At 63.1% G+C, this 24,408-nt stretch carries 26 protein-coding genes and 1 pseudogene; 21 read left to right on the plus strand and 6 right to left on the minus strand.

What is annotated here, in order from left to right:
- Positions 1-68: 68 nt before the first annotated feature.
- Complete coding sequence (locus AN189_RS07780; RefSeq protein ID WP_056033662.1) at positions 69-1,271, minus strand: ABC transporter substrate-binding protein; 1,203 nt, start codon at positions 1,269-1,271, stop codon at positions 69-71.
- A gap of 293 nt (positions 1,272-1,564) precedes the next feature.
- Here AN189_RS07780 and citF point away from each other — a divergent pair, with 293 nt between their 5' ends.
- Both citF and AN189_RS07790 read left to right on the plus strand, forming a co-directional pair.
- On the plus strand, positions 1,565-3,061 hold the full coding sequence (gene citF / locus AN189_RS07785; RefSeq protein ID WP_056033664.1) for a citrate lyase subunit alpha: 1,497 nt from the start codon (positions 1,565-1,567) through the stop codon (positions 3,059-3,061).
- Between the two features lie 9 nt (positions 3,062-3,070).
- Positions 3,071-4,567, plus strand: a complete 1,497-nt coding sequence (locus AN189_RS07790; RefSeq protein WP_056033668.1) for a fumarate hydratase — start codon at positions 3,071-3,073, stop codon at positions 4,565-4,567.
- Between the two features lie 5 nt (positions 4,568-4,572).
- Here AN189_RS07790 and AN189_RS07795 read toward each other — a convergent pair whose 3' ends face one another.
- Genes AN189_RS07795 through AN189_RS07805 form a run of 3 tightly spaced genes read right to left on the minus strand, consistent with a single transcriptional unit; the run spans position 4,573 to position 6,775 of the window.
- Positions 4,573-5,370, minus strand: coding sequence for a CoA ester lyase (locus AN189_RS07795; RefSeq protein WP_056033671.1), 798 nt, complete (start codon positions 5,368-5,370; stop codon positions 4,573-4,575).
- Positions 5,371-5,401: 31 nt separating this feature from the next.
- Positions 5,402-5,827, minus strand: coding sequence for an ester cyclase (locus AN189_RS07800; RefSeq protein WP_056033674.1), 426 nt, complete (start codon positions 5,825-5,827; stop codon positions 5,402-5,404).
- Between the two features lie 21 nt (positions 5,828-5,848).
- Positions 5,849-6,775, minus strand: a complete 927-nt coding sequence (locus AN189_RS07805; protein ID WP_056033678.1) for a glutathione S-transferase family protein — start codon at positions 6,773-6,775, stop codon at positions 5,849-5,851.
- Positions 6,776-6,883: 108 nt separating this feature from the next.
- Here AN189_RS07805 and AN189_RS07810 point away from each other — a divergent pair, with 108 nt between their 5' ends.
- From AN189_RS07810 to AN189_RS19480, 11 genes and pseudogenes are all read left to right on the plus strand, one after another.
- Positions 6,884-7,915 (plus strand): LysR family transcriptional regulator, encoded by a 1,032-nt coding sequence (locus tag AN189_RS07810; protein WP_253279577.1) that lies wholly within the window; start codon positions 6,884-6,886, stop codon positions 7,913-7,915.
- A gap of 143 nt (positions 7,916-8,058) precedes the next feature.
- Positions 8,059-8,829, plus strand: a complete 771-nt coding sequence (locus tag AN189_RS07815; protein ID WP_216597731.1) for an SDR family NAD(P)-dependent oxidoreductase — start codon at positions 8,059-8,061, stop codon at positions 8,827-8,829.
- A 26-nt stretch (positions 8,830-8,855) separates the two neighbouring features.
- Positions 8,856-10,295 (plus strand): aldehyde dehydrogenase, encoded by a 1,440-nt coding sequence (locus tag AN189_RS07820; RefSeq protein ID WP_056033684.1) that lies wholly within the window; start codon positions 8,856-8,858, stop codon positions 10,293-10,295.
- A 186-nt stretch (positions 10,296-10,481) separates the two neighbouring features.
- Positions 10,482-11,777 (plus strand): ABC transporter substrate-binding protein, encoded by a 1,296-nt coding sequence (locus AN189_RS07825; RefSeq protein ID WP_056033687.1) that lies wholly within the window; start codon positions 10,482-10,484, stop codon positions 11,775-11,777.
- 63 nt (positions 11,778-11,840) lie between these two features.
- Positions 11,841-12,746 (plus strand): branched-chain amino acid ABC transporter permease, encoded by a 906-nt coding sequence (locus AN189_RS07830; protein ID WP_056033691.1) that lies wholly within the window; start codon positions 11,841-11,843, stop codon positions 12,744-12,746.
- A gap of 9 nt (positions 12,747-12,755) precedes the next feature.
- Positions 12,756-13,736, plus strand: coding sequence for a branched-chain amino acid ABC transporter permease (locus tag AN189_RS07835; protein WP_056033695.1), 981 nt, complete (start codon positions 12,756-12,758; stop codon positions 13,734-13,736).
- The gene (locus AN189_RS07840) at positions 13,733-14,485 is read left to right on the plus strand and encodes an ABC transporter ATP-binding protein (RefSeq protein ID WP_056033698.1); all 753 of its coding nucleotides are present in this window, start codon (positions 13,733-13,735) and stop codon (positions 14,483-14,485) included. The genes AN189_RS07835 and AN189_RS07840 overlap by 4 nt, the downstream gene beginning before the upstream one ends.
- The gene (locus AN189_RS07845; protein WP_056033701.1) at positions 14,485-15,153 is read left to right on the plus strand and encodes an ABC transporter ATP-binding protein; all 669 of its coding nucleotides are present in this window, start codon (positions 14,485-14,487) and stop codon (positions 15,151-15,153) included. Before AN189_RS07840 ends, AN189_RS07845 begins: the two co-directional genes overlap by 1 nt.
- Before the next feature lie 19 nt (positions 15,154-15,172).
- Positions 15,173-15,922: an SDR family oxidoreductase gene (locus AN189_RS07850; protein WP_056033704.1), complete on the plus strand. Its 750-nt coding sequence runs from the start codon at positions 15,173-15,175 to the stop codon at positions 15,920-15,922.
- A gap of 38 nt (positions 15,923-15,960) precedes the next feature.
- A pseudogene (locus AN189_RS19575) lies at positions 15,961-16,220 on the plus strand (hypothetical protein); the annotation flags it as partial.
- A 435-nt stretch (positions 16,221-16,655) separates the two neighbouring features.
- Positions 16,656-17,261 carry a hypothetical protein gene (locus tag AN189_RS19480; protein WP_216597732.1) on the plus strand — a complete coding sequence of 202 codons (606 nt, stop codon included), beginning with the start codon at positions 16,656-16,658 and terminating at the stop codon, positions 17,259-17,261.
- Here the strand turns inward: AN189_RS19480 and AN189_RS07860 are convergent.
- A complete protein-coding gene (locus AN189_RS07860; RefSeq protein ID WP_056033707.1) occupies positions 17,258-18,373 on the minus strand; it encodes a DUF418 domain-containing protein in 1,116 nt (371 codons plus the stop codon). The genes AN189_RS19480 and AN189_RS07860 overlap by 4 nt on opposite strands.
- A complete protein-coding gene (locus AN189_RS07865; RefSeq protein ID WP_056033710.1) occupies positions 18,370-18,930 on the minus strand; it encodes a TetR/AcrR family transcriptional regulator in 561 nt (186 codons plus the stop codon). The genes AN189_RS07860 and AN189_RS07865 overlap by 4 nt, the downstream gene beginning before the upstream one ends.
- 135 nt (positions 18,931-19,065) lie before the next feature.
- Here AN189_RS07865 and AN189_RS07870 point away from each other — a divergent pair, with 135 nt between their 5' ends.
- The 8 genes from AN189_RS07870 (at position 19,066) to AN189_RS07895 (ending at position 24,368) form a co-directional block, all read left to right on the plus strand.
- Positions 19,066-19,944, plus strand: coding sequence for an SDR family NAD(P)-dependent oxidoreductase (locus AN189_RS07870; protein ID WP_172794881.1), 879 nt, complete (start codon positions 19,066-19,068; stop codon positions 19,942-19,944).
- 39 nt (positions 19,945-19,983) lie between these two features.
- The gene (locus tag AN189_RS07875; protein WP_083484311.1) at positions 19,984-20,868 is read left to right on the plus strand and encodes a nuclear transport factor 2 family protein; all 885 of its coding nucleotides are present in this window, start codon (positions 19,984-19,986) and stop codon (positions 20,866-20,868) included.
- A gap of 148 nt (positions 20,869-21,016) precedes the next feature.
- A complete protein-coding gene (locus AN189_RS07880) occupies positions 21,017-21,763 on the plus strand; it encodes a DUF924 family protein (RefSeq protein WP_253279578.1) in 747 nt (248 codons plus the stop codon).
- An 852-nt stretch (positions 21,764-22,615) separates the two neighbouring features.
- Positions 22,616-22,825, plus strand: coding sequence for a hypothetical protein (locus tag AN189_RS19130; protein ID WP_157057422.1), 210 nt, complete (start codon positions 22,616-22,618; stop codon positions 22,823-22,825).
- Positions 22,822-22,995: a hemin uptake protein HemP gene (locus AN189_RS18755; RefSeq protein WP_157057423.1), complete on the plus strand. Its 174-nt coding sequence runs from the start codon at positions 22,822-22,824 to the stop codon at positions 22,993-22,995. Before AN189_RS19130 ends, AN189_RS18755 begins: the two co-directional genes overlap by 4 nt.
- 76 nt (positions 22,996-23,071) lie before the next feature.
- Complete coding sequence (locus tag AN189_RS07885; RefSeq protein ID WP_056033716.1) at positions 23,072-23,332, plus strand: DUF1289 domain-containing protein; 261 nt, start codon at positions 23,072-23,074, stop codon at positions 23,330-23,332.
- Between the two features lie 31 nt (positions 23,333-23,363).
- Positions 23,364-23,792: a hypothetical protein gene (locus AN189_RS07890; RefSeq protein WP_172794882.1), complete on the plus strand. Its 429-nt coding sequence runs from the start codon at positions 23,364-23,366 to the stop codon at positions 23,790-23,792.
- Between the two features lie 105 nt (positions 23,793-23,897).
- The gene (locus tag AN189_RS07895) at positions 23,898-24,368 is read left to right on the plus strand and encodes a Dps family protein (RefSeq protein WP_056034220.1); all 471 of its coding nucleotides are present in this window, start codon (positions 23,898-23,900) and stop codon (positions 24,366-24,368) included.
- Positions 24,369-24,408: the final 40 nt, after the last annotated feature.

A 24,408-nucleotide genomic window follows, 5' to 3' on the forward strand; every position in this document is an offset into this window, starting at 1 on the left:
CTCTCCCGATCGGATCAAATGGAAGGCCCGGGGGCCATCCAAGGCCCCCGAAGTGGGGAGGAGCGCGCCTAGTTTGTCGCGGCGGCGGTCAGCGGGCAGCCACTGTCGGCCGCCGACAGGAACAGGCTGTCGCCCGGAATGGTCGCCACGATCTCGTAGATGTCCGCCGGACCCTCGCTTTCATCGGGCGTGTTCACCTCTGCCAGCAGCATGTCGTAGACCACGCGTCCGTTCTCCTGGATCGAGGCGTTCTGGTAAAACCCGTCGCTCAGCGGCATTTCCTTCATCTTGGCGGTGACCGCCTCTGCATCCGTCGTGCCTGCCTCTGCCACGGCATTCAGAAAATGCATGACCCCGGAATAGGCGCCCGCATGGCCCATGGTGGGCACCTGCCCGCCATTCATCTCCATGATGCGGTTGCCGAAGTCGCGGGTCTGATCGTTCAGATCCCAGTAGAAGGACGTTGCCATGCGGATGTTCTGCGCCTGCTCAAGGCCCAGCGCCTGGACATTGTTGGCGAAGACCAGCATCGCGGCAAGGTGGTCCGACAGGCCGAAGTTCCCGGCCTGCTTGATCGTCGTCTCCAGATCCGTGCCCGCGTTCGCCAGCCCGAAGATCTTCGCGCCCGAGCCTTGCGCCGACAGCAGCGCCGAGGCCATGTCGTTGGTGTTCAGCGGATGCACCGTCTCGCCCACCACGCTTCCGCCCGCTTCCTCGATGGCGGCGGTGGCGTCGGCGGCAAGGGCGTGGCCGAAGACGTAATCGGGCGTGATCATGTACCAGCTATCGCCGCCCTGCTCGACCACCGCACCGGCCACACCTCGGGCCAGCTCGCGGGTCGTGGGCGCCCAGTGAAAGCTGTAGGGCGTGCATTGATCGCCCGAGAAGTTGGGCGCGTAGCCGCCCGTCGCCAGCGTTACCACACCGCTCTCCCCGGCCCGCGCCTGCGCGGCCAGACCCACGGCAGAGGAGCCGCCGAGGGTCATCGCGACGACGCCCTGTTCATCAATCAGCTGTTGCGCCAGCGCCGATCCCACGTCGGGCTTGTTCTGGTGATCGGCAGAGATCACCTCGATCGGGCGGCCCAGAACCTCTCCGCCGAAATCCTCGACGGCCATCTCGACGGCGCGCAGGGTGTTCGGCCCGCCGTTGCCGGAATAGATACCGGTCATGTCGTCCAGCACCAGCAGGCGGACGGGTCCGTCCTGTGCGAAGGCGGGCAAGGCGGCGGTGGCCAGAAGGGCTGCGGCAAGCGTCTTTGTCAGGGTCATGTCTCTCTCCCGTTGGTGGTCCCGCACCGACCGGCAGGGCGGTGCGCTCGGGGCACAGATGCCCCCTTGTCCATGCAAGACTGCTTTGAAAAGCGCCGTCACAGGAAAGACGAAAGCAAGCTTGGGGCTATAGATTTCGGCTATGACCCGCGCCTCAGTCCCAGAGGATTGACCCTGATGAGGCCATCCGACCGCTTGGCTAGACGATTATCGTATGGCGTTTGCAGCTTATCCGTCTTTCACTGCGCCAGCCCTGCATGTGTAGATAACGGTGACAGCCGAAGAGGACTCCGATGAACCAGACGCAGCGCATCCCGCAATGGATTCTCGATCAAGGCCCGTTCTCGCGCACGTCGCTTGCACACGTAAGCAAGACCGCGCGGCATGGGTCTGGCAAGGTCAGCCCCGATCTTGATACGACCCTTGCCAAGCTTGGACTGCGCGACGGGGCCACGCTTTCGTTCCATCATCACCTGCGCAACGGCGATGCGGTGATGGTCGCCGTGATCGACGCCTGCGCGCGGGCGGGTCTGCGCGATTTGCATGTGGCCGCGTCCTCGATCTTTCCGGTCCACGCGCCACTTGTCGCCCATATGGAAAGCGGCGTCATCGGGGGGATGAGCACGAATTTCCTGTCCGGTCCCGTCGCGCAGGCCGTCTCACGCGGTGTGTTGAAGACACCGGTGATCCTGCGCACCCACGGTGGCCGTGCCCGCGCGATCGCAGATGGCACGCTGAAGATCGACGCCGCCTTCATCGCCGCCCCCGCTGCCGACCCGCTGGGCAATATCTCGGGCACCCATGGCCCGCGCGCCTGCGGCGTCCTTGGCTACCCGCAGTGTGACGCCCGACACGCGGCCCAGGTCATCGCCGTGACCGATACGCTGACAGAGTTTCCGGTGCCCGGCATCCAGATCGGTCACGACCGCGTGGATCAGGTCGCGCTTGTGCCGACGCTGGGCGATCAGGACGGCATCCTGTCGGGCACCACCCGCCCCAGCACCAAACCGGCCGACCTGGAAATCGCCCGGCTGGCCACCGCCGTCATCGACGCCAGCGGCCTTCTGGTGGACGGCTTCAGCCTGCAGAACGGCGCAGGGGGTGCATCGCTGGCAACGGCGAAGGCCCTTGGAGAGCGGATGACGGAACGCGGCGTTACCGGCAGCTTCGCCAGCGGCGGCATCACCGGCTTCCACGTCGACATGCTGGAAGCGGGCCTCTTCCGCGCGCTTCTGAATGTGCAGTGCTTCGATCTGGCGGCAGTGGAGTCCTTTGCCCGCGACAGGCGGCATCAGGGGATCTCGGCCTCAATGTACGCGAACCCGTACCAGCGCGGGTCTGTCGTGGATCGCCTGGATGCGGTGGTTCTCGGCGCGACCGAGATCGACTTGGACTTCAACGTCAACGTCACCACCCTGGCCGATGGTACGATCGCGGGTGGATCGGGCGGGCACGCCGATACGGCAGCGGGCGCGAAGCTCGCCATCGTCACCACCAAGCTGACGGCAGCGGGCTTTCCAAAGATCGTCGAGCGGGTGGGCACCCTGACCACGCCGGGGGCCACAATCGACGTGCTGGTCACCGATCAGGGCATCGCCGTGAACCCCACCCGGCCCGACCTGCACGAGCGGCTGACCCACGCGGGTCTCGCCCCGGTTCCTATCACCGATCTGCAGGCCCGCGCCCGCAATCAGTCCGACCGCGCGCCGATCCGGTCCGAAAGCGATGACATCGTGGCGATCTGTGAATACCGTGACGGCAGTGTCACCGACGTTATCCGCCGTATCTGAGGACCTCCCATGCCGCCCATCACCGAAGCCCACGTCATTGACAGCATCGCCGACGCGCTCCAGTTCGTGGCCTGCTATCATCCGACGGATTTCATCACCGCCATGGCGGACGCCTACGAGCGCGAGGAAGCGCCCGGCGCCAGGAACGCCATTGCCCAGATCCTGACCAACTCGCGCATGTGCGCGCTGGGAAAGCGGCCCATCTGCCAGGATACCGGGGTGGCGAACGTCTTCGTGAAGCTGGGCGTTCAGGCCGCTACGGACTGGAAACGCCCCCTGCAGGACATCGTGGATGACGCGGTGCGCCGCGCCTACATGCTGGATACGAACCCCCTGCGGGCTTCGGTCGTGCGCGACCCCTTCGGGATGCGCAAAAACACTGGCGACAACACCCCAGCCATGCTGCATGTCGAGATGGTGTCGGGCGACAAGCTGGACATCACCGTCTCGGCCAAGGGCGGCGGGTCCGAGAACAAGACCAGGTTCGCGGTGCTGAACCCCTCGGCCTCTGTCGCGGATTGGGTGATTGAGACGGTCCAGACCCTTGGCGCGGGCTGGTGCCCGCCGGGCATGCTGGGGATCGGCGTCGGCGGTTCGGTGGACAAGGCGATGGCCATGGCCAAGATGTCGCTCAACGATCCGGTGGACATGGCCGATCTGCTGGCGCGCGGCCCATCGAATCCGGTCGAAGAGCTACGATGCGAGATCTACCGCCGCGTCAACGATCTGGGCATCGGCGCGCAAGGCTTGGGCGGGCTGACCACGGTGCTGGACGTCAAGGTGAACCACTATCCCACCCACGCGGCCTCCCTACCCGTGGCGCTGATCCCCAATTGCGTCGCCACGCGCCACGTCCACTTCACGCTGGATGGAAGCGGCGCGGCGACATTCGATCCGCCTGACCTCTCGCTCTGGCCCGAGGTGACGCTGGAGGCCGCCGCCGCCGATGCCCGCCGCATCGACCTTGACGCGCTGGACGACGCCACGTTGGCCTCTCTGGAACCGGGCGACACGCTTCTGGTGTCCGGCACACTCTATACCGGCCGCGACGCCGCCCATAAGCGCATGGTCGAAACGCTGGACCGGGGCGAGGATCTGCCGGTCGATCTGCGCGGGCGCGCCATCTATTACGTGGGCCCCGTCGATCCCGTGGGCGACGAGGTGATCGGCCCCGCTGGTCCGACCACGTCGACCCGGATGGACAAGTTCACCGACCGTGTGCTGGGAGAGACCGGTCTCAAGGTCATGATCGGCAAGGCCGAACGTGGCCCCGAGGGATTGCGCGCCATCGCAAAACACGGCGCGGTCTACATGATCGCGGTCGGCGGCGCGGCGTTCCTGGTGTCGAAGGCCATCAAGGAGGCGCAGCCCGTGGCCTACGAAGACCTCGGCATGGAGGCTATCTACAAGCTGCGGGTGAAGGATATGCCCGTGACGCTGGCCGTGGACACCAAAGGCAACTCCATCCACGAGATCGGCCCGAATGCCTGGCGCAAGAGCGCCTGAGGCCCCTACCCCGCCGCCCGAGACAGGATCCGTCGGGCGGCGTCTTCCACCGGATTGTCGATCATCTTGCCATCCAGCGCGACGGCGCCCGATCCGCTGGCCTCTATCGCCTCGATCACTCGGCGTGCCCACGTCACCTCGTCTTCGCTCGGGGCAAAGATTCGGGCGACGGGCTCGACCTGCTTGGGATGGATCAACAGCTTGCCGGCAAAGCCCAGCCGCTTGGCGTAGCGTGTATCGTCCTCCAGCGCGGTCGTATCGTCGAGCTTGACGGTCACGCTGTCGATCGGCGGCTCGGCACCGGCCAGCCGTGACTGCATGACCAACTGGCCGCGCGCATACGCCAAGGCATCGCGGTCCGGCGCGGCACCGATATCCAGCGCGAAGTCGAGATGGCCAAAAGCGGCGCGGGGCGTGTCGTCCCGCGCAAGCAGCTCCGCCGCCCGGTGCAGGCCCAGCGCGGTTTCGATCTGGGGGATCAGCTCCACCTGCCGACCTGCCGCCGCCCGCACGGCTGATAGGGTACCGGTGCTCTGTGCTTTCGGGACCATGATCGCCGTGGCACGGCACCGCGGCAGCCACGCCAGATCAGCCTCGAACCCCGGCGCGGTGGCATCGTTGATCCGAACGACCACCCGCGTCCAGTCCAGTTCGGCAGTTGCGATGGCATCCCGCGCGGCGGGCTTATCCTTCGCGCGCACCGCGTCCTCCAGATCAAGGATCACGCGATCCGCCCCGGACCCAAGCGCCTTTTCAAAGCGCTCGGGCCGGTTCGCGGGCACGAAAAGATACGTCGTATTCATGGTTGTGTGTCCGACGAGGGTCCGACAGGAGTCAGACGGGTATCATACCGATCTGCTGTTGCAGCCCAAGGTTGTCGATGGCGGGCCATTGCTCGGCGATCTTGCCGTCCTCCATGCGGAAGAAATCCAGCACCATCACGTCAAACCGTTTGCCGGACGCCGGATGATCGCCGAACGGGCCGTCATGGATTCCGCGGAATTGCAGCCGCACCAGCACCTTGTCGTTCTCTTCGATGATGTCCTGAATATCCAGTTCGACCTCCGAGAAGGCCCCCAAAAGGACATCGCCCAAGTCCAACACGCCCTGCGGCCCCACCACCTCGAACGGAAGGTTGGTATCGTTCCGGCGGTAGGTCGAGGCGACGTTTGCCTCAAGCCATTCCCGATCCTTGGAGGCGAAAGCCTTGAAGTAATCAGCGGCGCGTTTCTTGTTCGGGGTGTTCGCAAGTTCTGTCATGTCTCTCTCCTTGTCGTGTCATCAAACCGGCAGCGTTTCGAATCCCGCGCGCGGGAAATGAACGTGCAGGGTGCCTGTCTCTTCTGTCTCGATGGCGACGACGACCTCTTGCGCATTGGCCGCAACCATGGTGCCCGTCACCGGCACACGTGCGTTATCATCCGGCGTCACGGTGACCCGCGTGCCCATGGCGATGCCGCTGGGGTCTTCCCCTTGCGGCAGGTGAGCGGGATCTGGCTCTGCCGCCTTCGCCGCTGCCACGGCCTCTTCGGAGGCCATGTCGGTCTTCGAACCGTGGCCTACCGCCGCGACCCGGTCCATCCAATCGGTGACGTCAGACCCGAGATGAAGTTGCGCGTCTATGGCATCGGCACCGGCATTGGCGCGCAACAGCCACAGCGAATGGTGGCAAGTCAGATCAGCCGCGCTCAGGCTGTCGCCGGTCAGGAACGGGCCATTCTGGGACAGCATCGACGACAGCCATTCACCGTAGGCTGTCAGCTGCTGAACATAGGTCGGCAGCATCGGGGCCATGCCCTCTTTCGATACATCATAGCCCAGATAATGATCGCGCCGGTCGTCGATGAACTCCTGCGGCAGGTGCTCTCCGATATGGGCGACCAGCACGCCGATGGCGGGCTTCCACGTGGCGCGATCCCACCACAGAGACAGCGCCTTCGCGATCCCCTCTCCCTGCGGGTACAGGGTGGGCGTGGCCTTCACCCGCTCCAACGCGGCGAAGATCACTTCGGTATCGCAGAACACATCGGCACCGATCTGCAAAACGGGAATGCGGCGGTAGCCGCCGGTCAGCAGGTCAAGCATCGGACGCGGCGGGACGGACTCCACGATGACCGAGCGCCAGTCCAAACCCTTATGACCCATCGCAAGGCGGACCTTCTCGGAAAAGGGGGACAAGTCGTAGTGGTGCAGAATGATGTCGGTCATAGGGCCTCCCTGGAGCGTCTTTCGTCCCGGAAAACCGGGTTCGCGCCAATCTAGCAGCAGGCCCGTCGGTCACGGTAAGACCGAGTTCCGACACCCCCGATAGGCAAAATGTCTAGCCCGATGCGCTTCGTGGCGGTCTTCCCCGACGCGGAAAAGCCCCATATCCTTCCGCCCGCAGGAGGACGAATCGTGGACATCAAGCAGCTACGCTACTTCATCGCGATCGCGGAAGAAGGCTCATTGTCCGCGGCGGCCCTTCGGGTATCCGTCGCACAGCCGTCCTTGTCGCAGCATGTGCTGACTTTGGAGCGGGAGCTGGGCGTCACGCTTCTGGAACGCTCGCCGCGCGGGGTCTCCTTGACCGCCTCTGGAGAAGTCCTGCTGGCCCACGCGCGCGCCATCACCGGATCGCTGGAACAGGCGGTCGAGGCGGTGCGGCAGTCGGGCGCCGAACCCATGGGAGAGGTCACATTCGGCCTGCCCTCCTCTGTCTCCATGGTTTTGTCTGTCCCGCTGGCAGAAACCACCCGGCTGGAGCTGCCCAAGGTCCGCTTGCGCGCCATCGAGGCGATGAGCGGATTCATCCAGACCTGGCTGGAAGACCAGTCCATCGACCTCGGCCTTCTGTACGACGTTTCCGCCGTACGCCATCTGACGCACACCAAGCTGATGACGGAAGAGTTGTGCTTCTTCTCGGCCCCTGACAACTGGCCCTTCGAAACCGCGCCGGGCACACCCGTGAAACTCGCTGAGCTGCAGGGGCTGGATCTGATTTTGCCCTCGCAGCACCACGGGCTGCGCACGATGATCGACCGGTTCACCAAGGCCAGCGGCGTGACGCTCACCGTCGGCACGGAAATGGACGCGCTGAGCCAGATCAAGATCATGGTGTCGCGCGGATCGGCGCATACCATTCTGGCCCCCGCCGCCGCGCAGGATTTTCTGGAGCGCGAAGAGCTGGTCATGGCGCCCATCACTGACCCGCAGATGGTCCGCCCCATCTATCTTGTGCGCAACCCCGCCAAACCGGTCACCAAGGCCAGCCGGGAGTTGGAGCGCGTGACGCTGTCGGTCATCCTTGACCTGGTGCAACGCGGGATCTGGAAGGCCGACCAGGGCACAATGCTGGCCGAAGATTGATCCCCTGCCCCGCGCTAGAGGCTGCGCCTATACAGATCAGAGCCGATCCGTATTTGCGCGACCCGGGCCCTGCTGCGATCCTTCCGGCAACTGAAGATTACGCAAGAGGTTCGCCTGTGGGAGAGAGATTGAAAGACAAGGTGGTGTTCATCACCGGCGCCGGATCCATCGGCGAGGGCTGGGGCAACGGCAAGGCCGCCGCCGTGCAGTTCGCCCGAGAAGGCGCGAAGGTCTACGCCTCTGACATCAATCAAGAGGCGCTGGACGAGGTGGTGGGCATCATCCGCGACGAGGGCGGCACGATCGAGGGGCGGACCTGCGACGTGTCGAAGGCCGATCAGGTCGAAGCAACGGTGCAGGCCTGCATGGACGCCTTCGGCCGCATCGACGTGCTGCACAACAACGTGGGCATCATCGATCCGGGCACGCCCGAGCAGCTGAGCGAAGAGCAGTGGGACCGGCTGATGGCGATCAACGTCAAGTCGATTTATCTGACCTGCCGCCACATCCTGCCGATCATGGTGGAACAGGGCAAAGGCGCGATCATCAACGTCAGCTCGATCGCCTCGACCCATTCGCTGGGCTATCCCTGCATCAGCTATACAGCCTCCAAGGGGGCTGTGAATGCCTTCACGCGCGACATCGCGCTGAACTACGGACCCAAGGGCATCCGCTGCAACACGATCCTGCCGGGCCTGATGAACACGCCGCTGATACATCAGAAGAACGTGGTCTCGGTCTATGGTTCCGCCGAGGAAATGGTTCGCCAACGCGACGCGCTCGTGCCCGTGGGGCACATGGGCGATGGATGGGATGTGGCCCATGCGGCCGTCTTTCTGGCATCGGACGAGGCGAAATCCATCACCGGGATCGAGCTGCCCATCGACGGCGGCATCACCCTGAAGATCAAGTGACCGACCCGGTCCCAAGGAGGTTCGACATGAACACGCAATCGACTATCGAGCTTGAGCAGCTGAACCACTGGATCGACGGGGCGTCGGTTCCGGCCTCTGGCGACTACATGGAAATCACCAACCCCATGACAGGAGCGCCCGGCCTGCTGGTTGCCAAAGGGGGCGCGTCAGAGGTTGACTCGGCCGTTCAGGCGGCCGCACGTGCCGCCAAGGGATGGCGCAACATGGTCGCCGCAGAGCGCGGCCGCCTGATGCTGGCGATGGCGCGGAAGATCCGCGACAACGCCGATATGCTGGCCGAGATGGAGCGCGCCGATACCGGAAAGCCCATGGCCGGTGCACGGGCCGAGATCGAAGGCTCCGCCGCCTATTTCGAGTTCTACGGCAGCCTCGTCTACCTGCCCACGGGTGAGCTCTTGGACGTGGCGCCAGACCAGCACGTCTTTACCAAGCGAGAGCCCTACGGCATCGTGGGTGTCATCACCCCGTGGAACCTGCCCATGAACCAGGCCGCGCGCGCCGTCGCCCCCGCCCTCGTCGCGGGCAACGTGGTCGTCTGCAAACCCTCCGAGATCACCTCGCGGACCACCATCGCAATGGCCGAAATGGCGACCGAGGTTGGTTTTCCCGATGGCGTCATCAACGTGGTGCTTGGCACGGGTGAAACGGTCGGAGAGGCCATCGTCAGCCACGCACAGATCCGCAAGGTCGCGTTTACCGGGTCGGTCGGCGTGGGCCGCGCCATCGGCCACATCGCCGCCGAGCGCATCATCCCCCTGACGCTGGAGCTGGGCGGCAAGTCCGCAAATATCGTCTTCGAGGACGCCGATCTGGACGTCGCCGCGGCAGAGGCCGTGAAAGGCTTCACGCTGAACGCCGGTCAGGTCTGCTCGGCGGGCACGCGGCTTCTGGTCCAACGCTCCATCTACGACACGTTCATGGAAAAGGTCGTGGCCGAGACCCAGAAGGTGACCCCGGGTGAGAGCCTAGGGCCCCTGATCACGCCCGCCCAGTTCAAACGCGTGCAGGAGTATTTCGGCGTCGCCCAGCAGGACGGGGCGAAGTGCCTGACCGGTGGCGACGTGGCAAAGGTGCCTGATCACGAAGATGGCTTCTACGTACAGCCCACCGTCTACGGCGATGTCAGTAATGACATGCGCATCGCGCAGGAAGAGATCTTCGGCCCGGTCCTTGTCGCCATTCCATTCGACGACGCCGACGACGCCATACGCATCACGAACGACAGCGACTACGGGCTGATCGGCACACTCTGGACCCGCGACGTGTCGCGCGCGCTGCGGGTGGCGGACGAGATCAACGTGGGCCAGGTTTTCGTCAATGTCTGGAACACGATGTCGGTGCAGACGCCCTTCGGCGGCCACAAGAACAGCGGCTACGGGCGGGAAAAGGGGATCGACGCGATCCACCACTATTCTCACGTGAAAAGCGTTTCGGTCAAAATCTAATCGCCTTCCCAGGAAGTTACGAAACGGCGTCGCAGCCCTGCGGCGCCGTTTTTCGTGCCGCGCAAGGCCGGGTAGAGCGTTTGCCTCTGGCAGCCAACGGGTCTGCGTATTGGACGCGCCGTCCGCCCAGCGCTTCAATTCGACCAGATCACACCGCCGGAAACGGCACATCTGGGAGGATAAACCATGCTCAAGAGAACGCTTCTTGGCGCGACCATTCTGGCCAGCGCTCTGGCCTCAGCAGCCCACGCGCAGGACAAGCCTGAAGAGATCACCATCGGAATCGCCACGTTCCTGACCGGCCCTGCCTCGGTCTTCGGCGTGCCCGCGCGCGACGCGGCAGAGATGCTGGTGGAAGACCTGAACGAGGCCGGTGGCATCGACGGTGTGCCCGTGCGCGTGAACTTCATCGACGAAGGCGCGGGCGGAGAGGCCTTCACCGCAGAATACCGCCGTCAGGTGCAGGACGAAGGCGCGGACATCATGTTCTCGGGCATCTCTTCGGGCAACTGCATGCAGATCGCGCCGCTGGCCGAGGATCTGGAAGTCATCAATATCATGTGGGATTGCGGCACGCAGCGTGTGTTCGAAGAGGGCGAATACGACTACGTCTTCCGCACCCAAAGCCACGCCACAGGGGACATGCTGGCGCTGGTTCTGTACCTGCTGAAGACCAAGCCCGATTTCCAGACCATCGCCGTGGTCAATCAGGACTACGCCTGGGGCCGCGACAGCTGGGAGATCTTCTCGACCGCGCTGAAGGCGATGAAGCCCGATGTCGAGGTGGTGGGCGAATTCTTTCCAGCCTTCGGCGCGCCCGATTTCTCGACCGAGATCAGCCGCCTGTCGGCCACCCGTCCTGACGTGATCCTGTCGACGTCTTGGGGCGGCGATCTGAACACTTTCGTGCAGCAGGCGTCCCAACGTGGCCTGGTGAACCAGAGCCAGTTCATCCTGGGGCTTGGCGAAAGCTCTCTTGAAGCGCTTGGATCGGCCCTTCCGGACGGCGTCATCATCGGCGGCCGTGGAGACCACTACTTCGAGCACCCCGAGATGGTCGGGCAGGAGAACTTCGACAGCTTCGTCGCCGAGTTCAAGGAGACCACCGGATCGTACCCGATCTACTCGGTCTTCCACATGGTGCAGGCCTTCGAGGCGCTGAAAGCGGCCTACGCCAAGGCCATCGAGGATGGAGACGGCGTGTGGCCCGACGATCAGGCGCTGATCGCGGCCTACGAAGGGCTGGAGTTCCAGGGCCTTGGCCGCCCTGTCACGATCCGGGCCGAGGATCACCAGGGCATCGAAGCGCAGATCGTCGGCACGACCGTTCAGACGGGCGATTATCCCTTCGCCACGCTGGAAAACATCATGATCTTCGACGGAGAGACGATCACCACCCCGGTCGGTGAAAGCTCGATCGAGTGGGTCTCGTCGCTGACGCCGGAGTTCGTCCAGCAGGTCGAACCGACGACCTTCGACTGATCCCGCCGGGCCCGGCGAACTGCCGGGCCCCTACCCTATCGCACTGACTTCGGGGGAGTCTCGATGGACTATACGCTAATCCTTCTGGCGATCTTCGACGGGCTGTCCTACGCCGCGCTCGTCTTCATGGTTGCTGTCGGCCTGACACTGATCTTCGGCGTGCTGCAGATCCTGAACGTGGCCCACGGTTCGCTCTACGCCATCGGAGCCTACCTCACGGCCTCAATCGGGGGCGCGATCTTCGCCGCTGGCTACGCGCCGATCCTGGCCTTTCCGCTGATGCTGATCGCCGCTGCTCTTGTGGGCATCCTGCTTGGCGGGCCCATCGAATACCTGTTGCTTCGGCGGATCTATCACAAGCCAGAGGTTCTGCAGCTTTTGGTGACCTTCGCGGTTTTCATGATCCTGGAGGACGTTCAGCGTCTGGTCTGGGGCAACCAGCCCTATTTCGAATCTTCTGCGCTGCAGATGCTGGGCAATATCCAGGTCTTCGGCGTCTATTACACCGTCTACCAGTTGATCCTGCTGCCGGTCGTCGCCGCGCTGACGCTGATCGGACTGCGCTTGTTCCTGCGACGCACCCTGACCGGCCGCCTGATCACCGCCGTGACCGAAGACCGCGAGGCTGCGCAAGCGATCGGCATCGACGCCAACCGGGTCTATCTGCTGACCTTCGTGGTCGGGGCCGGACTTGCGGGCCTTGGCGGCGCGCTGGCGTCGCCCACCACTTCGGTGCTGCCCGGCATCGGGGCAGAGATGATCGTGCTCAGCTTCGCCGTCGTCGCCACTGCGGGCCTTGGCCGGATCGAGGGCGCGGCCATCGCCGCCTTGCTCATCGGGCTTGGCCGGTCGGCGGCGACCTACACCTATCCCGAACTGCAGGTGCTGGTGCCGTATCTCATCATGCTGGCTGTTCTGCTGGTCCGCCCCGAGGGACTGTTCGGCAGCCCCGCCGCGCGTAAGATTTAAGGAGCCACCATGAGCACCCGTCATTTCCTTCCCCTGCTTGCGCTTCTGCTTTTGCTGTTCGTGCCGATGGCAGCGCCCGGCCTGCAGATCCTGCTGACACTGGCGCTGGCCAAGGCCATCGCCGTCATGGGCGTCACGCTGCTGCTGCGCGCCGGTCAGGTCAGCTTCGGCCACGCCCTGTTCTTCGGGATCTCCGCCTACGCCGCAGCCTTCATAGCGGCCACGTCGCTCGACGATCTTGTTCTGCTGCTGATCGCAGGCACCGCTGGCGCGGCCCTTTCGGGGCTTCTGGTCGGCCTCTTCGTGGTGCGCTATCGGGGCATCTTCTTCGGGATGCTGAACCTGGCGTTTTCGATGATCTTCTGGTCGATCCTCGAAAAGTTCTACCACTACACCGGCGGCGCGGACGGGCTGCGTCTGCCCCGCCCGACCGTCCTCGGCCTGTCGCTCGATCGCGCTCCGTTCGAGCTGTTGCTGTTCTACCTGACGCTGGCGCTGACCATCGGCCTCGGCTGGTTCACCTTGCGTTTCCTCGGCTCGCCCATCGGCCAGCTGTTCCAGACCGTGAAGACAAACGAGACACGGTTGGAGTACCTCGGCGTCTCGGCCCGGACCACGCTGCTGAAAGGCTACGTTCTGTCCGCGGCGCTTTGTGGCATTGGTGGAATCCTCGTGGCCACGGCCCAAGGGATCGTGACGCCCAGCTACGCCTACTGGATCCGCTCGGGCGAGATGGTGTTCATCGCCGTTCTGGGTGGCGCAGGCTCGATCCCCGGCGCGGTGGCCGGCGCATTGGCCTACGAAATCGTGCGCGCCTACGCCGCCGCTTTCGCCGCCGACATCTGGCAGCTGGTTCTGGGCGTCTTCCTTCTGGTCGTGATCCTCTTCGCGCCGGGTGGCCTGGCCGGAATCTATACCGCCATCGCGAACCGCCTGTCCCGGCGCGACCCGTCCCCCACCGCGCACAGCCCAAATGAGGCCCGCCAATGACCGATCCCCTGTTGGAAGCACGCGGGCTTGAGATCCGCTTCGGCGGCGTCGTCGCCGCGGACGGCGTTAACCTGACGATCGACGAGGGAAAAAACCTTGCCATCATCGGCCCCAACGGCGCCGGCAAGACGACCTTCCTGAACATCTGCACCGGCTGGCTGAAGCCATCCAAGGGCCAGGTGTTCTTCCGGGGGGAAGACGTGACCAGGCTACCACCGCGCAAGATCGTGCAGCGCGGCGTGGCCCGTGCCTTCCAGATTCCGCAACTGTTCGGAGAGCACACGGCGATGGAGAACCTTATGATCGCCGTCTCGGCGCGCGAAGGCCGCCAGTCCCCACTGTTGCAGATGCAGTCCCAGCCCGAACGCTCGGAGATGCAGGATCTGCTTGAGCTTGTGGGCTGCACTGACGTGGCTGACGCCCGCGTGGATGAGCTGTCCGAAGGTCAGCGCAAATTGATCGACATCGCGGTGGCCCTCGCCCTAAAGCCGCGCTTGCTGCTGATGGACGAGCCGACCTCCGGCGTGGCGTCCTCCGAGAAGTTCGAGATCATGGACATCCTCGTGAAGGCCCTCGCGCAGGCCGATGTCACGGCGGTCTTCGTCGAACACGACATGGGGATCGTCGAGAACTACGCCGACGAGGTCGCTGTGTGGAATTCGGGAGAGGTCCAGATGCGCGGCACGCCTGCGGAAATCCTCGCCCATCCTGACGTGATCCGCGACGTTATCGGAGAGGAGACCGCCTGATGCTGGAATTCAAGAACGCCGACGCCTTCATTGGCAAGGTTCCCATCCTGCGCGACCTGACGCTGAAGATCGCCGCCGCCGAGACCGTCGCCCTGATCGGGCGCAACGGCGCGGGCAAGACCACCACCCTGCGCAGCGTCATGGGCTTTACGGATGTGCGCGGACAGATCCTGGTGGACGGACAGGATATCACGAAGATGAAGCCCTCGCGCCGCCCTGCGCTGGGGATCGGCTACGCGCCAGAGGACCGGCGCTTGTTCACCGGCTTCACGGTCGAAGAAAACATCCTGCTGCCGGGAGAGGTCGCCGGGCTGGATGCCGCAGAACGCGCCGACCGGCTGGACAAGGTCTACTTGGTGCTACCAGAGCTGAAAGAGATGGCCGACCGCCCCGCTGGCGCCGTGTCGGGCGGACAGGGCAAGATGGTGGCGCTGGGGCGCGCTTTGATGCTGAGCACGCGCCTTTTGATGCTGGACGAGCCGTTCCAGGGCCTCGCGCCTGCGCTGGCTCAACGCTACGGCGATGCGCTCAAACGTCTGCGCGACATCGACCGGGACGTGACCGTCATCGTTACCGAATCCAATCCGAAACTGCTGAAAAGCTTCGCCGAACGCACGCTGGTCATCGAGCGCGGCGAGATCACTGAACCCGACCGCGAAGCGGCCTGAACCACACGGAGAGAGAGACATGAGACTGAAAGACAAATGCTGCTTCGTGACCGGCGCAGCCTCGGGCTTCGGCGAGGGCATCGCCCGGAAATTCACCGATGAGGGCGCGCGGGTCGCGGTCGTGGATATCGACGCCGAGAACGCAAAACGCGTTGCAGAGACGATCGGCAACGGGGCCATCGCGGTCACCTGCGACGTGACCAAGGCCGACCAGGTGGAAAAGGCCGTCGTCACGGTGATGGACGAGTTTGGCCGCATAGACACGCTGATTAACAATGCGGGCTGGTCCAACAAGAACGCGCCATTGATGGAAACCGACGAAAAGACCATGCGAAAGATCTATGACGTGAACGTCATGTCGATCTTCCACATGACCAAGGCCATCGTGCCCCGCTGGCGCAAGGCCAATCCGGGCGTGATGATCAACGTAGGCTCCACCGCAGGCATCCGTCCTCGTCCCGGCCTGACTTGGTACAACTCGTCCAAGGGCGCGGCGAACATCCTGACCAAGTCTCTGGCGGTCGAACTGGCGCCCGACAAGATCCGCGTCTGCGGGTTAGCGCCGGTCATGGGGGCGACGGCGCTTCTGGAGAATTTCATGGGGATGCCCGACACGCCTGAAAACCGCGAGAAATTTATCGAGACCATCCCCATGGGCCGCCTTTCAGAAGCCCGCGACGTGGCAAACGCCGCCGCATTCCTCGCCTCGGATGAGGCAGAGTTCCTGACCGGCGTGATCCTGGAGGTCGACGGAGGGCGTACCGTCTGAGAAAGGAAATCCGTGGCATGCCGCGTCGCGAGGTCGGGGCTCTGCGGGCACCGAAATACCTTGGTCGCGCCATCGGATGAAAATGAGCCGGGTATCATTCTCTGAAGCGTGCTGCGGCGATCTCTCTCGTGACATGGTTGCGCAATGCTCTGTCGGGCAATGGGTGCATTGCGAGAAGCTGCCGGGTCAAAGCCTGTTGGCTGGCGACTTCAATCGCCACCGCGCCGAACTCCAACTCTGGGCCGCCGTGTTAAACGGCGAGACCCCGCCCGGCATACTTGTGACGAAGCCCGTAGGATTAGTGCGCCCGACGCAAGGGAAAGTCCGGGCTCCACGTGCTTTGCGCAACGAAGCCGAGGGAGGGGCAAAACAACTTGGATGGGCAAAAAGACTGGGGCGTCGCCCAAACGGACAAGGCGCGATTCGGATAAGTGTCAGATACGCTGGACCTAGACGAATCCCCGTGACTTCCGGCCTCCGAGGACTGCTGATAACCGTCTGTAACAGGCTGTTTTGCGGGCATGGATCTGGCTGGATCAAGAGTGTCAGCGGTAACCGTCCTTTCTTTAGCCCACCACGGCGAAAATGGACTTGGCACAAAAACGAGCCTGTTTAGTCAACTTACCGAAAAGCCCGCGCGGCGACGCGAGATCACGCGATGGCAACTTGAACACGTGCTGCGCACGACGCTTAGCAAGCTATTGGAAAATCGAGAAAATCGCCACCATCCATCATGGTCGCAGTAGACAACCGCGCGGCCTCGGTGGCTGCGTTTGAAGGCATTCAGCGTTCTCCTCGTGTGCGCCCTCTACCGGAACGGACCCGCTGTGCACACCATACGCACACGGCTTCTGTCCTTCTACCCCACCCCGTACAAAGACAGGAAGACGGCGGCGTTTGGGTGGAGGTGCCTCAAAACAGGGGCATTGGTGAACTCTCCAGATTCAACAAATTTCTTATTGTTGGCCGGAATCGACTACCCCTCACTATGCCCAGACTCTCGATTGTTATCTCACTGGAAGACCATCAGAAGCTCAAGGCCATCGCTGCTCTCAAGGGCCAGAGCATAAAGGACTATGTCTTGGGTCGAGCACTTGGCGATGCCCCTGCACTCGACGGCATGAGCGAAGACGAGGCTTTCATGGCGCTGGCCAACTTCCTGGAGCCGAGGATCAAGCAGGCGCGGCGCGGCGCGCTTTCCGGCAAGTCGCCTGACGAAGTCTGCCTCCATAGATGCCAGCGTGACTACATCTTCTGGCTTGCAATCGACCGCCCCATCATCATCGCCGTCCTACACGAAAAAATGGATGCCGTGCAGAGGCTGAATGACAGGCTTTAGTGTCGGAACCAGCCATAGGTGATCCGTCGCAGGACCCATTCGAAGGGTCCCAGCCTGAAGCGGGAACGCCAGATCGCCAAGACGACGATCAGGATCACCGTCACCGCAAGCGCGACAGCCACGGCGGTGAGCCAATCCACCGCGCCCCAGAGGCCCAACCCGTAGCCCGAGAAGACTGTCGACAGGACAATCGACTGGCCGAGATAGATGCTCAGGCTCGACCCGCCAGCGGACAGCGCCTGCGCCATGATCGGCCCCGGCGGGCGTGACAGCGCAGCAATCAGGCCGAGATAGCCGAGCGTGGCGATCGGCGCGGCGGCGACCGTCAGAACAGCACCGGGCACCGGCGGCCCCCATTGCCAGATCGCGGCCCCGGCGAGTCCAAGCGCGACCCCCGGCCCGAGACACCAGCGCCGCGACCGCCGCCAGAGCGGGTGCATTGCATCGTCGATCATGCCGGACTTCACTGCCGCAAGGCCGAGGCAGAACCAGCCGAGCGCCGCGGTGCCCTGAAACACTAGGAAGGACGGCATGATGAAGGCGAAGCCGATGCTGCGGAACAGGACGACCTCAGGAAACCCGCCATTCGTCAGGATCGCGCGCTCCATCGCGACGATGTCGGGCGGCGTCTCCGGCGTGGCCAGCAGCAGCAGTGGCGCGATGAGGGCCTGCACGATCAGCAACGCCGCGCCGACCCGCACAAGGCGCCGCACCGGCCAGTCCCGGAACAGGTAGAGGATCGAACCGGTGACGGCATAGATCGTCAGGATGTCGCCAGGAAAGAACAGGCAGCCATGCACGACCCCAAGTATCGCAAGCCCGATCATGCGGTTGCGGTAGACGCGCCCGAAGGGCAGCCCGTGCCGTGACGCCGAACGCATCAGGAACCCAAGGCCCACCCCGAACATGAAGGAAAACAGCCCGTAGGTCTTCAGGAGCGCCAGCCCGTTGACCAGCCATAGGGTGATCTCGTCGTGCAGGGTCTCACCGCCCGGATCGGCAAAACTGCCAAGCGCGGAAAACGCGATGAACTGGACATTGACCACGACAATGCCGAACAGCGCGACAAGGCGCAGGTAATCGGGCATGAGGGCCCGCGGCGATCCGGTCATGAGCGGCTGATGACCGAGAGCGCCAGCGTCAGCATTTCGCGAATGCGTGCGGGGTCTTCGCCTGAGGCGCGTTGCGTTATCGCCAGCGCGACCTGCTCGCCCAGATATTTCGCACCGGCCTCGACCGACGGGCCATCCGGCCAATCCCCGGCATTGCGGGCAGCTTGCAGAAAGGCGGCGTATGCCGCCTGTCCAACCGCGTCGATCTCCTCCACGCGCGCCCGCGTGTCCGGCCCCAACCGGTGCTTGCCTGCGCGCATCTTGTAGAACAGGCACCCGGTCTCCATCCGTGGATCGCTACTCGCAAATTCGATGAGCGCGTCAAGCGTCTCGCGCAGCCCCATCCCGCCTTGCAGGATCACAAAGATTTCCGACAGCACCTGTTCGGCATAGCGGTCGAGCACCGCGCGCGACAGCCCGTCCTCGCTTCCGAACTCCCGATATAGCGAGGGTTTCGAGATGCCCGCCATCTGGCAGATCGCGTTGACCGACACATCGGCTGGGTCGCTGTGCCAATACGCATTCATCGCCACGTCGAGCACCTGCTCGGCGTTCATCGTCCGCGGTCGGCCACGCGCGGGTCCTTTATTGGCATCGCTCATTTTTATACTATCCGGTATTTTATTTCTTGACGGAGCACATTTGATATTCGTACCAACCGGTAACGAAACATGCAAGCAGGAGACCACCCCATGTCCACACCCAAAAGAACCATCGTCATCACAGGCGCCAGCAGCGGATTTGGCGCGGCGGCCGCGCGGGCCTTTGCTGACCGGGGCGACCGCGTCTGGGGCACGATGCGCGACACCGCAGGTCGCAACGCCGCCAAGAAGGCAGAGCTGGAAGCCTACTCCTCGTGCATCACCATCGCCGAGATAGACGTGACCAGCGACGCCTCGGTGGCCGAAGGTTTCGCGGCAATTCTGGCCGAGGGCCCCATCGACATCCTGATCAATAACGCGGGCATCATGTATATCGGCATGACCGAGGCCTATTCCGTCGCGCAGGCCGCCGAACAGATGGACACCAACTATTTCGGTGCCATCCGTGCCATGCAGGCGGTTCTGCCGTCGATGCGCGCGGCCGGTTCGGGTCTCATCATCAACACAAGTTCCCTCGCCGGGCGGGTCTCGGTGCCCTTCTTCGGCACCTATTGCGCAACGAAACACGCGCTGGAAGCCTACAGCCAAAGCCTGCGATACGAGGTGTCCCCCTTCGGCATCGACGTGGCCCTGGTCGAGCCCGGCCCGTTCCCGTCGAACCTGCTGGCCGCCGGAAAGCCGCCCGCCCGCGCGGATGTGCTGGCGTCCTATGGCGACCTTGGGCAGGTGCCCTCCGCCATGGTCGCGGGTTTTGCCCAGATGCTGGCCAGCGATGAAGCCCCCGACCCTCAACTGGTGGTGGACGCCTATCTGTCGCTGGCCGATGCCGCCCCCGGCAAACGCCCCACGCGCACGGTCGTCGGCATCACCTGGGGCGTAGACGAGATGAACAACTTCACCCAGCCGAGACAGGACGCGCTCTTGAAAGAGATGCAACTCGACACCGTGCTGGGCGGGGCCGACGCCTGACCACCCCAATACCTTCCCCCTGAAAAAGGAACCAATACAATGAAAAAGACCCTTACTGCCGCCATCACGGTCGCTGTCGCTGCAACAGGCGCAATTGCCGAGACCCACGCGTCAGAACTCAAATCTGCCGCCCTCAGCGCGTTCCAGGCGCTATTCACGGACTACAGCGAAGAAGGCGTGCGCACGTACATTGCCGCGGATATCGTTCAACATAATCCTTTCGTGCCCACCGGCCGAGATGCGCTGATCGGGTTTCTGCCAAGTCTCGAAGCCTCGGCTATCACGTGGACCAACCATCGAATCTTGCAGGATGGAGACTTCGTTGTTCTGCACAATTCGTTTACCAATGCTGAGGCTTTCGGAGCGCCCGAGATCGTCACCATCGATATCTATCGGATGGAAGACGGACAGGCCGCTGAACACTGGGACGCTATCCAACCCTTCGTGACGGAAACAGCCAGCGGGCGCAGCATGGTTGACGGTCCAACCGAGGTCACGGATCTGGACAAGACCGAGGAGAACAAGGCGCTGGCCGTGGCGCTGATCGAAGACGTGCTGATGGGCAAGAACCCGGCCAAGATCACCGAGTACATCAGTTCTGAAAGCTATGCCCAGCATAACCCGTTCATCGCAGACGGGCTTGAGGGGATCGTCGCGGCGGTCGAGGCGTTGACCGCGCAAGACAACATGTTCGTCTATACCGACATCCACGCAGTGCTGGGTGAGGGCAACTTTGTCCTGACCGTCAGCGAAGGCCAATGGAACGGCACGACCAACGCCTTCTATGACCTGTTCCGCATGGAAGACGGCATGATCGTCGAGCATTGGGACGTGATCCAGCCCGTCCCGACCGAGGGCCTTGCCAATGACAACGGCATGTTCACCGGCTTTGACGGCGTTGGCCCGGACTCGATCGGGCAATAGACATCATCACGACATAGCCCGGCCAACGGGCAGAGCCCAAGCAGGCGGGACAGCTGTCTCGCCTGCATAATCGCAACGAACGCACGAGATCAGAAAACAGCGCACGACCGACCCGAGGTCTGCCTGATGATCGGTAGAAGGAAAGCGAATGCCCACCGATGAACTGACACCTGCGAGCTTTCGGCAGCGCCCGGACGTTATTCGGGCCGTCGAAAATCCCCGCTCGCCGCGCAGCGTGCTCGACTACATGTGCGGCTGCGATACCGCTGACCCCGAAACCCGGGACAGCCTGAACCGGGACGAAACGGTGCGGCCCTTGATGACGATCTGGTTTCAAAGCGGCCGGGCCCTCGACGCGTTTTGCCAGCCCTTTGCGCCGGTTGTGCGTGAACTGAAGGCCGACCCACCGAGCTTGATCGGCGAAGAGTGGACCAGCCTTGAAGGCAAGGTTGCCAAGGTGCTGCTGGCCGATCAACTGTCGCGATCCTGTTTTCGGGGCAGCGCAGAAGCCTTTTCCTACGACCCGATAGCCAGAGACCTGATGCGCGCATTGATGGCCCCGCAGATGATCGAAACCACGCTGACCCTGCCTGCCGCTATCCTCTATCTGCTTCCATGGGCGCTGGCGCATTCCGAAAATGCTGATGATCTGGACCTTGCCTGCGACTTTGTCGATCTGGCCATTGAGGCCTATCCGAATTTCAGATTGTTTACCGAGCGCAACAAACCAGCCATCGACCAGCACCGCCAGGTCCTGCAAAAATTCGGTCGCTACCCGCAACGAAATGCCGAGTTTGGTCGCGAGACTACGGCGGCTGAGAAAGCATGGCTCGACGACAAGGAAAACCTGCCCATCTGGGCGGGCGGCAAGGCGTCTTTCATCCAAAAGATATAGCGATTGAATGCCGACCACGCCGGCGTGCCGCCGCTGGGCCCTCACCCACAGATCTTTCGCAACGGGCGCATTGTCGGCACTGTCTTCGCGCATTCTGGTCGGCAACGGTGGTCCCGAACTACCTTGGCGGCTCTGTTGCTGCCGTCTGACCTGATACGCGGGGGGGCAGGGCCAAAGCGAGGCCATCGCGTTCTTGAGCGAGTCAAAATCCTTGCAGCGCGTCGTTCACGATGCCGCTTCACGAAACAGCACGATCACGCACGAAATCATGCGATCGAAACATGAACATGTGTTGCACACGACGCCCCGCAACGTATTGAAATACTATCGTAATCTCCATCATCCATCATCGGGGCGACGGACAGGCGGGCGGCGGTGTGCAGAATGCTGTTGCCTTGTGTCATGGGTCCTCCATCGCGCAATACGTCACGGGTCACTGCCCTTGCGCCGCTCGCTGCGCCGCAGGTCGCTGCATTCCCGCGCCAGCAGTCAACGTCCCACCCGCGGGCGGCATTTCATTGGCACCAAAGCCTGCATGCAGCCCATTCCGGAGGGTGTTTCATGCGTCCAGAGCCGCACCAAATACTGAACGCCACCGCAGAAACGCGCGCGCAGTCAGTGCACTGCCGTTTGGACCCTTGGTAGATCGTCACGCCCAATCGTGAGCAGACCATCATCGCAGCTCAATTGCCAGTCGCGGCCCAGACCTCGGCCAGGTTTTGGGACAAAAGATGCGTCCGAATGGCGCAGGTCATCTGGAAACTTGACTGATTTTGTCAGGTTGCGCTATTGATGCCACTAACCCGACTTATTTAGTCAGGCAAAACGTAACAGCACGAGAGGGTCTTTTGCATGATCCCTAGAAACGACAGCCAAACGACAGCGCAGGCCGCGATGGGCCAACGCGGCGGCACCGCCCTACCCGATCGCCTGACATCGCCGGGTGCCTGGCGCGAGATCATCACCGATGGTGCGGACTTGGCACCAATCGAAGGTTTCGCACTGGAACAGCTGATCGACCATCAGCGCGCAATGCGGTCCGGCCCTGGGCACAACACATGAAACGGCTGGACATGACCACGGATCAGCGACCCGTTTCCGAGTGCGACAACGCGTCGACGCATGATGCACGCCAATTGATCCCGAACGGGGTCAAGGCTGACATCACGCTTGACGGCCAGACCTATACCCTGCGGATCACCCGTGCAGGCAAACTCATTTTGACGAAATAGCGATGGGCGTACCTTCGGTTCCGGACGAACCCACTCTGCCCGGACAAGACCCGCCGCCTGACCCAGCGAGGACACTATGTCAAAAGTACCCAGCCCCTGCATCAGCGTCTGCAAATTCAAACGCGACGGTCACTGCATTGGATGTTCCATGACCAAGGGCCAGAAATCGGCCTTTAAGGCGTTAAAAAAGAATACCCAACGCGAAGGGTTTGTCGCGCTCGTCACGGCCCAGCAGGCTGTCATGGGACGCTATGCGCATTGGCAGGCGGCCTATGAAAAACGTTGCCGCAAAAAGAACGTCAGCCTCAGGTCGCTGGACGGCGGCAAGGCTGCCTGACGCCGTGCCCGTGATCCATTCGCGCGAGACCATGATGACAGCCCTGATACGACACACAAACGACGACACCTGCAACCGCGCACTTGCGCATAGCGCGCCACCAGACAGGCTGCTGGTACATCTGCGCAAGGTGTCCCGCAGCAACCGCTGCAACGGATATATCGACATGTTCGGGGCCTGCGCCGCCCTGTCGTCCAATCCCCGGATCGCCACGCAGGCCGCCTCGGAGGTGTTGATGCGCTGCCTGTCACAGGCGCTGGGGCGCAGGCCAGTCCTGTATCACCCCGATGAACCCGACATGTCGTTCGACGAGAAATGGCTGTCATCTCTTGCACGCAGCCTGCAGTCCGGTGACGATGACAGCGTGGCGTTCCTGCTGCATTCCCGCGTGCCGCGACATGCGCACCGCAATCTGGTGTTCCTGATGCGCTGCATATGCGAGCAATTTTATCAGATTTAGAAATGTTCTAAATCGGCTTGCCACGCCTGTGATCCGGGCCTAGGCTCGACGGGCAAGCCTGCCAGACGCCAGCCAGCTCCATCCCATATGTTGCAGGAGGCCAACTTGACTCAAACCGCCCAAACACTTTCCACCAGCGCAAACGCCCAGATCGCAGAGGCGCTGAACCAATGCGTGGCTGAAACAGCCGTCACGACGATGATGGCGCAGAATTTTCACTGGAATGTCACCGGCATGGCCTTTGGCCCGCTGCATGAGCTGTTTCAAAAGATCTACGAGGATCATTTCACCGCACAGGACGATCTGGCTGAACGGATCAAGGCGCTGGACGCGCATGCGCACGGCACGCTTGCCGGGATGCTGTCGCGGTCCAAGGTGACCGAGGTCGAGGGCGCGCCATCCGCGCAGGACATGATCAGATTGCTGAAAGAAGCGCAGGAAACACTGGCAGAAACCCTTGCAGGCGCAGGCGAACTGGCCGCAGGACACGGTGACACCCTGACCGAGGACCTGTGCATCGCACGTGGCCAGACGCATGAGAAATTTGCCTGGATCCTGCGCGCGCACCTTGCCTGAGTCAGTCCGTCAACCTGGAAATGCGCATAGCCGACTGATT

This window comes from Loktanella sp. 3ANDIMAR09 (assembly GCF_001420005.1).
Lineage (GTDB): Bacteria > Pseudomonadota > Alphaproteobacteria > Rhodobacterales > Rhodobacteraceae > Loktanella.

Bases quoted from the DNA above. Each gene is read 5' to 3' on its own strand.
- AN189_RS07795 (WP_056033671.1), bottom strand. From the start codon at position 5,370: ATGAATACGACGTATCTTTTCGTGCCCGCGAACCGGCCCGAGCGCTTT.
- AN189_RS19480 (WP_216597732.1), top strand. From the start codon at position 16,656: ATGGTCGCAGTAGACAACCGCGCGGCCTCGGTGGCTGCGTTTGAAGGC.
- AN189_RS07830 (WP_056033691.1), top strand. From the start codon at position 11,841: ATGGACTATACGCTAATCCTTCTGGCGATCTTCGACGGGCTGTCCTAC.
- AN189_RS07780 (WP_056033662.1), bottom strand. From the start codon at position 1,271: ATGACCCTGACAAAGACGCTTGCCGCAGCCCTTCTGGCCACCGCCGCC.
- AN189_RS07880 (WP_253279578.1), top strand. From the start codon at position 21,017: ATGCCCACCGATGAACTGACACCTGCGAGCTTTCGGCAGCGCCCGGAC.
- AN189_RS07840 (WP_056033698.1), top strand. From the start codon at position 13,733: ATGACCGATCCCCTGTTGGAAGCACGCGGGCTTGAGATCCGCTTCGGC.
- AN189_RS07835 (WP_056033695.1), top strand. From the start codon at position 12,756: ATGAGCACCCGTCATTTCCTTCCCCTGCTTGCGCTTCTGCTTTTGCTG.
- AN189_RS07845 (WP_056033701.1), top strand. From the start codon at position 14,485: ATGCTGGAATTCAAGAACGCCGACGCCTTCATTGGCAAGGTTCCCATC.
- AN189_RS07890 (WP_172794882.1), top strand. From the start codon at position 23,364: ATGATGACAGCCCTGATACGACACACAAACGACGACACCTGCAACCGC.
- AN189_RS07805 (WP_056033678.1), bottom strand. From the start codon at position 6,775: ATGACCGACATCATTCTGCACCACTACGACTTGTCCCCCTTTTCCGAG.
- AN189_RS07850 (WP_056033704.1), top strand. From the start codon at position 15,173: ATGAGACTGAAAGACAAATGCTGCTTCGTGACCGGCGCAGCCTCGGGC.
- citF (WP_056033664.1), top strand. From the start codon at position 1,565: ATGAACCAGACGCAGCGCATCCCGCAATGGATTCTCGATCAAGGCCCG.
- AN189_RS07865 (WP_056033710.1), bottom strand. From the start codon at position 18,930: ATGAACGCCGAGCAGGTGCTCGACGTGGCGATGAATGCGTATTGGCAC.
- AN189_RS07825 (WP_056033687.1), top strand. From the start codon at position 10,482: ATGCTCAAGAGAACGCTTCTTGGCGCGACCATTCTGGCCAGCGCTCTG.
- AN189_RS07870 (WP_172794881.1), top strand. From the start codon at position 19,066: ATGTCCACACCCAAAAGAACCATCGTCATCACAGGCGCCAGCAGCGGA.
- AN189_RS07875 (WP_083484311.1), top strand. From the start codon at position 19,984: ATGAAAAAGACCCTTACTGCCGCCATCACGGTCGCTGTCGCTGCAACA.
- AN189_RS18755 (WP_157057423.1), top strand. From the start codon at position 22,822: ATGAAACGGCTGGACATGACCACGGATCAGCGACCCGTTTCCGAGTGC.
- AN189_RS07790 (WP_056033668.1), top strand. From the start codon at position 3,071: ATGCCGCCCATCACCGAAGCCCACGTCATTGACAGCATCGCCGACGCG.
- AN189_RS07820 (WP_056033684.1), top strand. From the start codon at position 8,856: ATGAACACGCAATCGACTATCGAGCTTGAGCAGCTGAACCACTGGATC.
- AN189_RS07860 (WP_056033707.1), bottom strand. From the start codon at position 18,373: ATGACCGGATCGCCGCGGGCCCTCATGCCCGATTACCTGCGCCTTGTC.
- AN189_RS19130 (WP_157057422.1), top strand. From the start codon at position 22,616: ATGATCCCTAGAAACGACAGCCAAACGACAGCGCAGGCCGCGATGGGC.
- AN189_RS07885 (WP_056033716.1), top strand. From the start codon at position 23,072: ATGTCAAAAGTACCCAGCCCCTGCATCAGCGTCTGCAAATTCAAACGC.
- AN189_RS07810 (WP_253279577.1), top strand. From the start codon at position 6,884: ATGTCTAGCCCGATGCGCTTCGTGGCGGTCTTCCCCGACGCGGAAAAG.
- AN189_RS07800 (WP_056033674.1), bottom strand. From the start codon at position 5,827: ATGACAGAACTTGCGAACACCCCGAACAAGAAACGCGCCGCTGATTAC.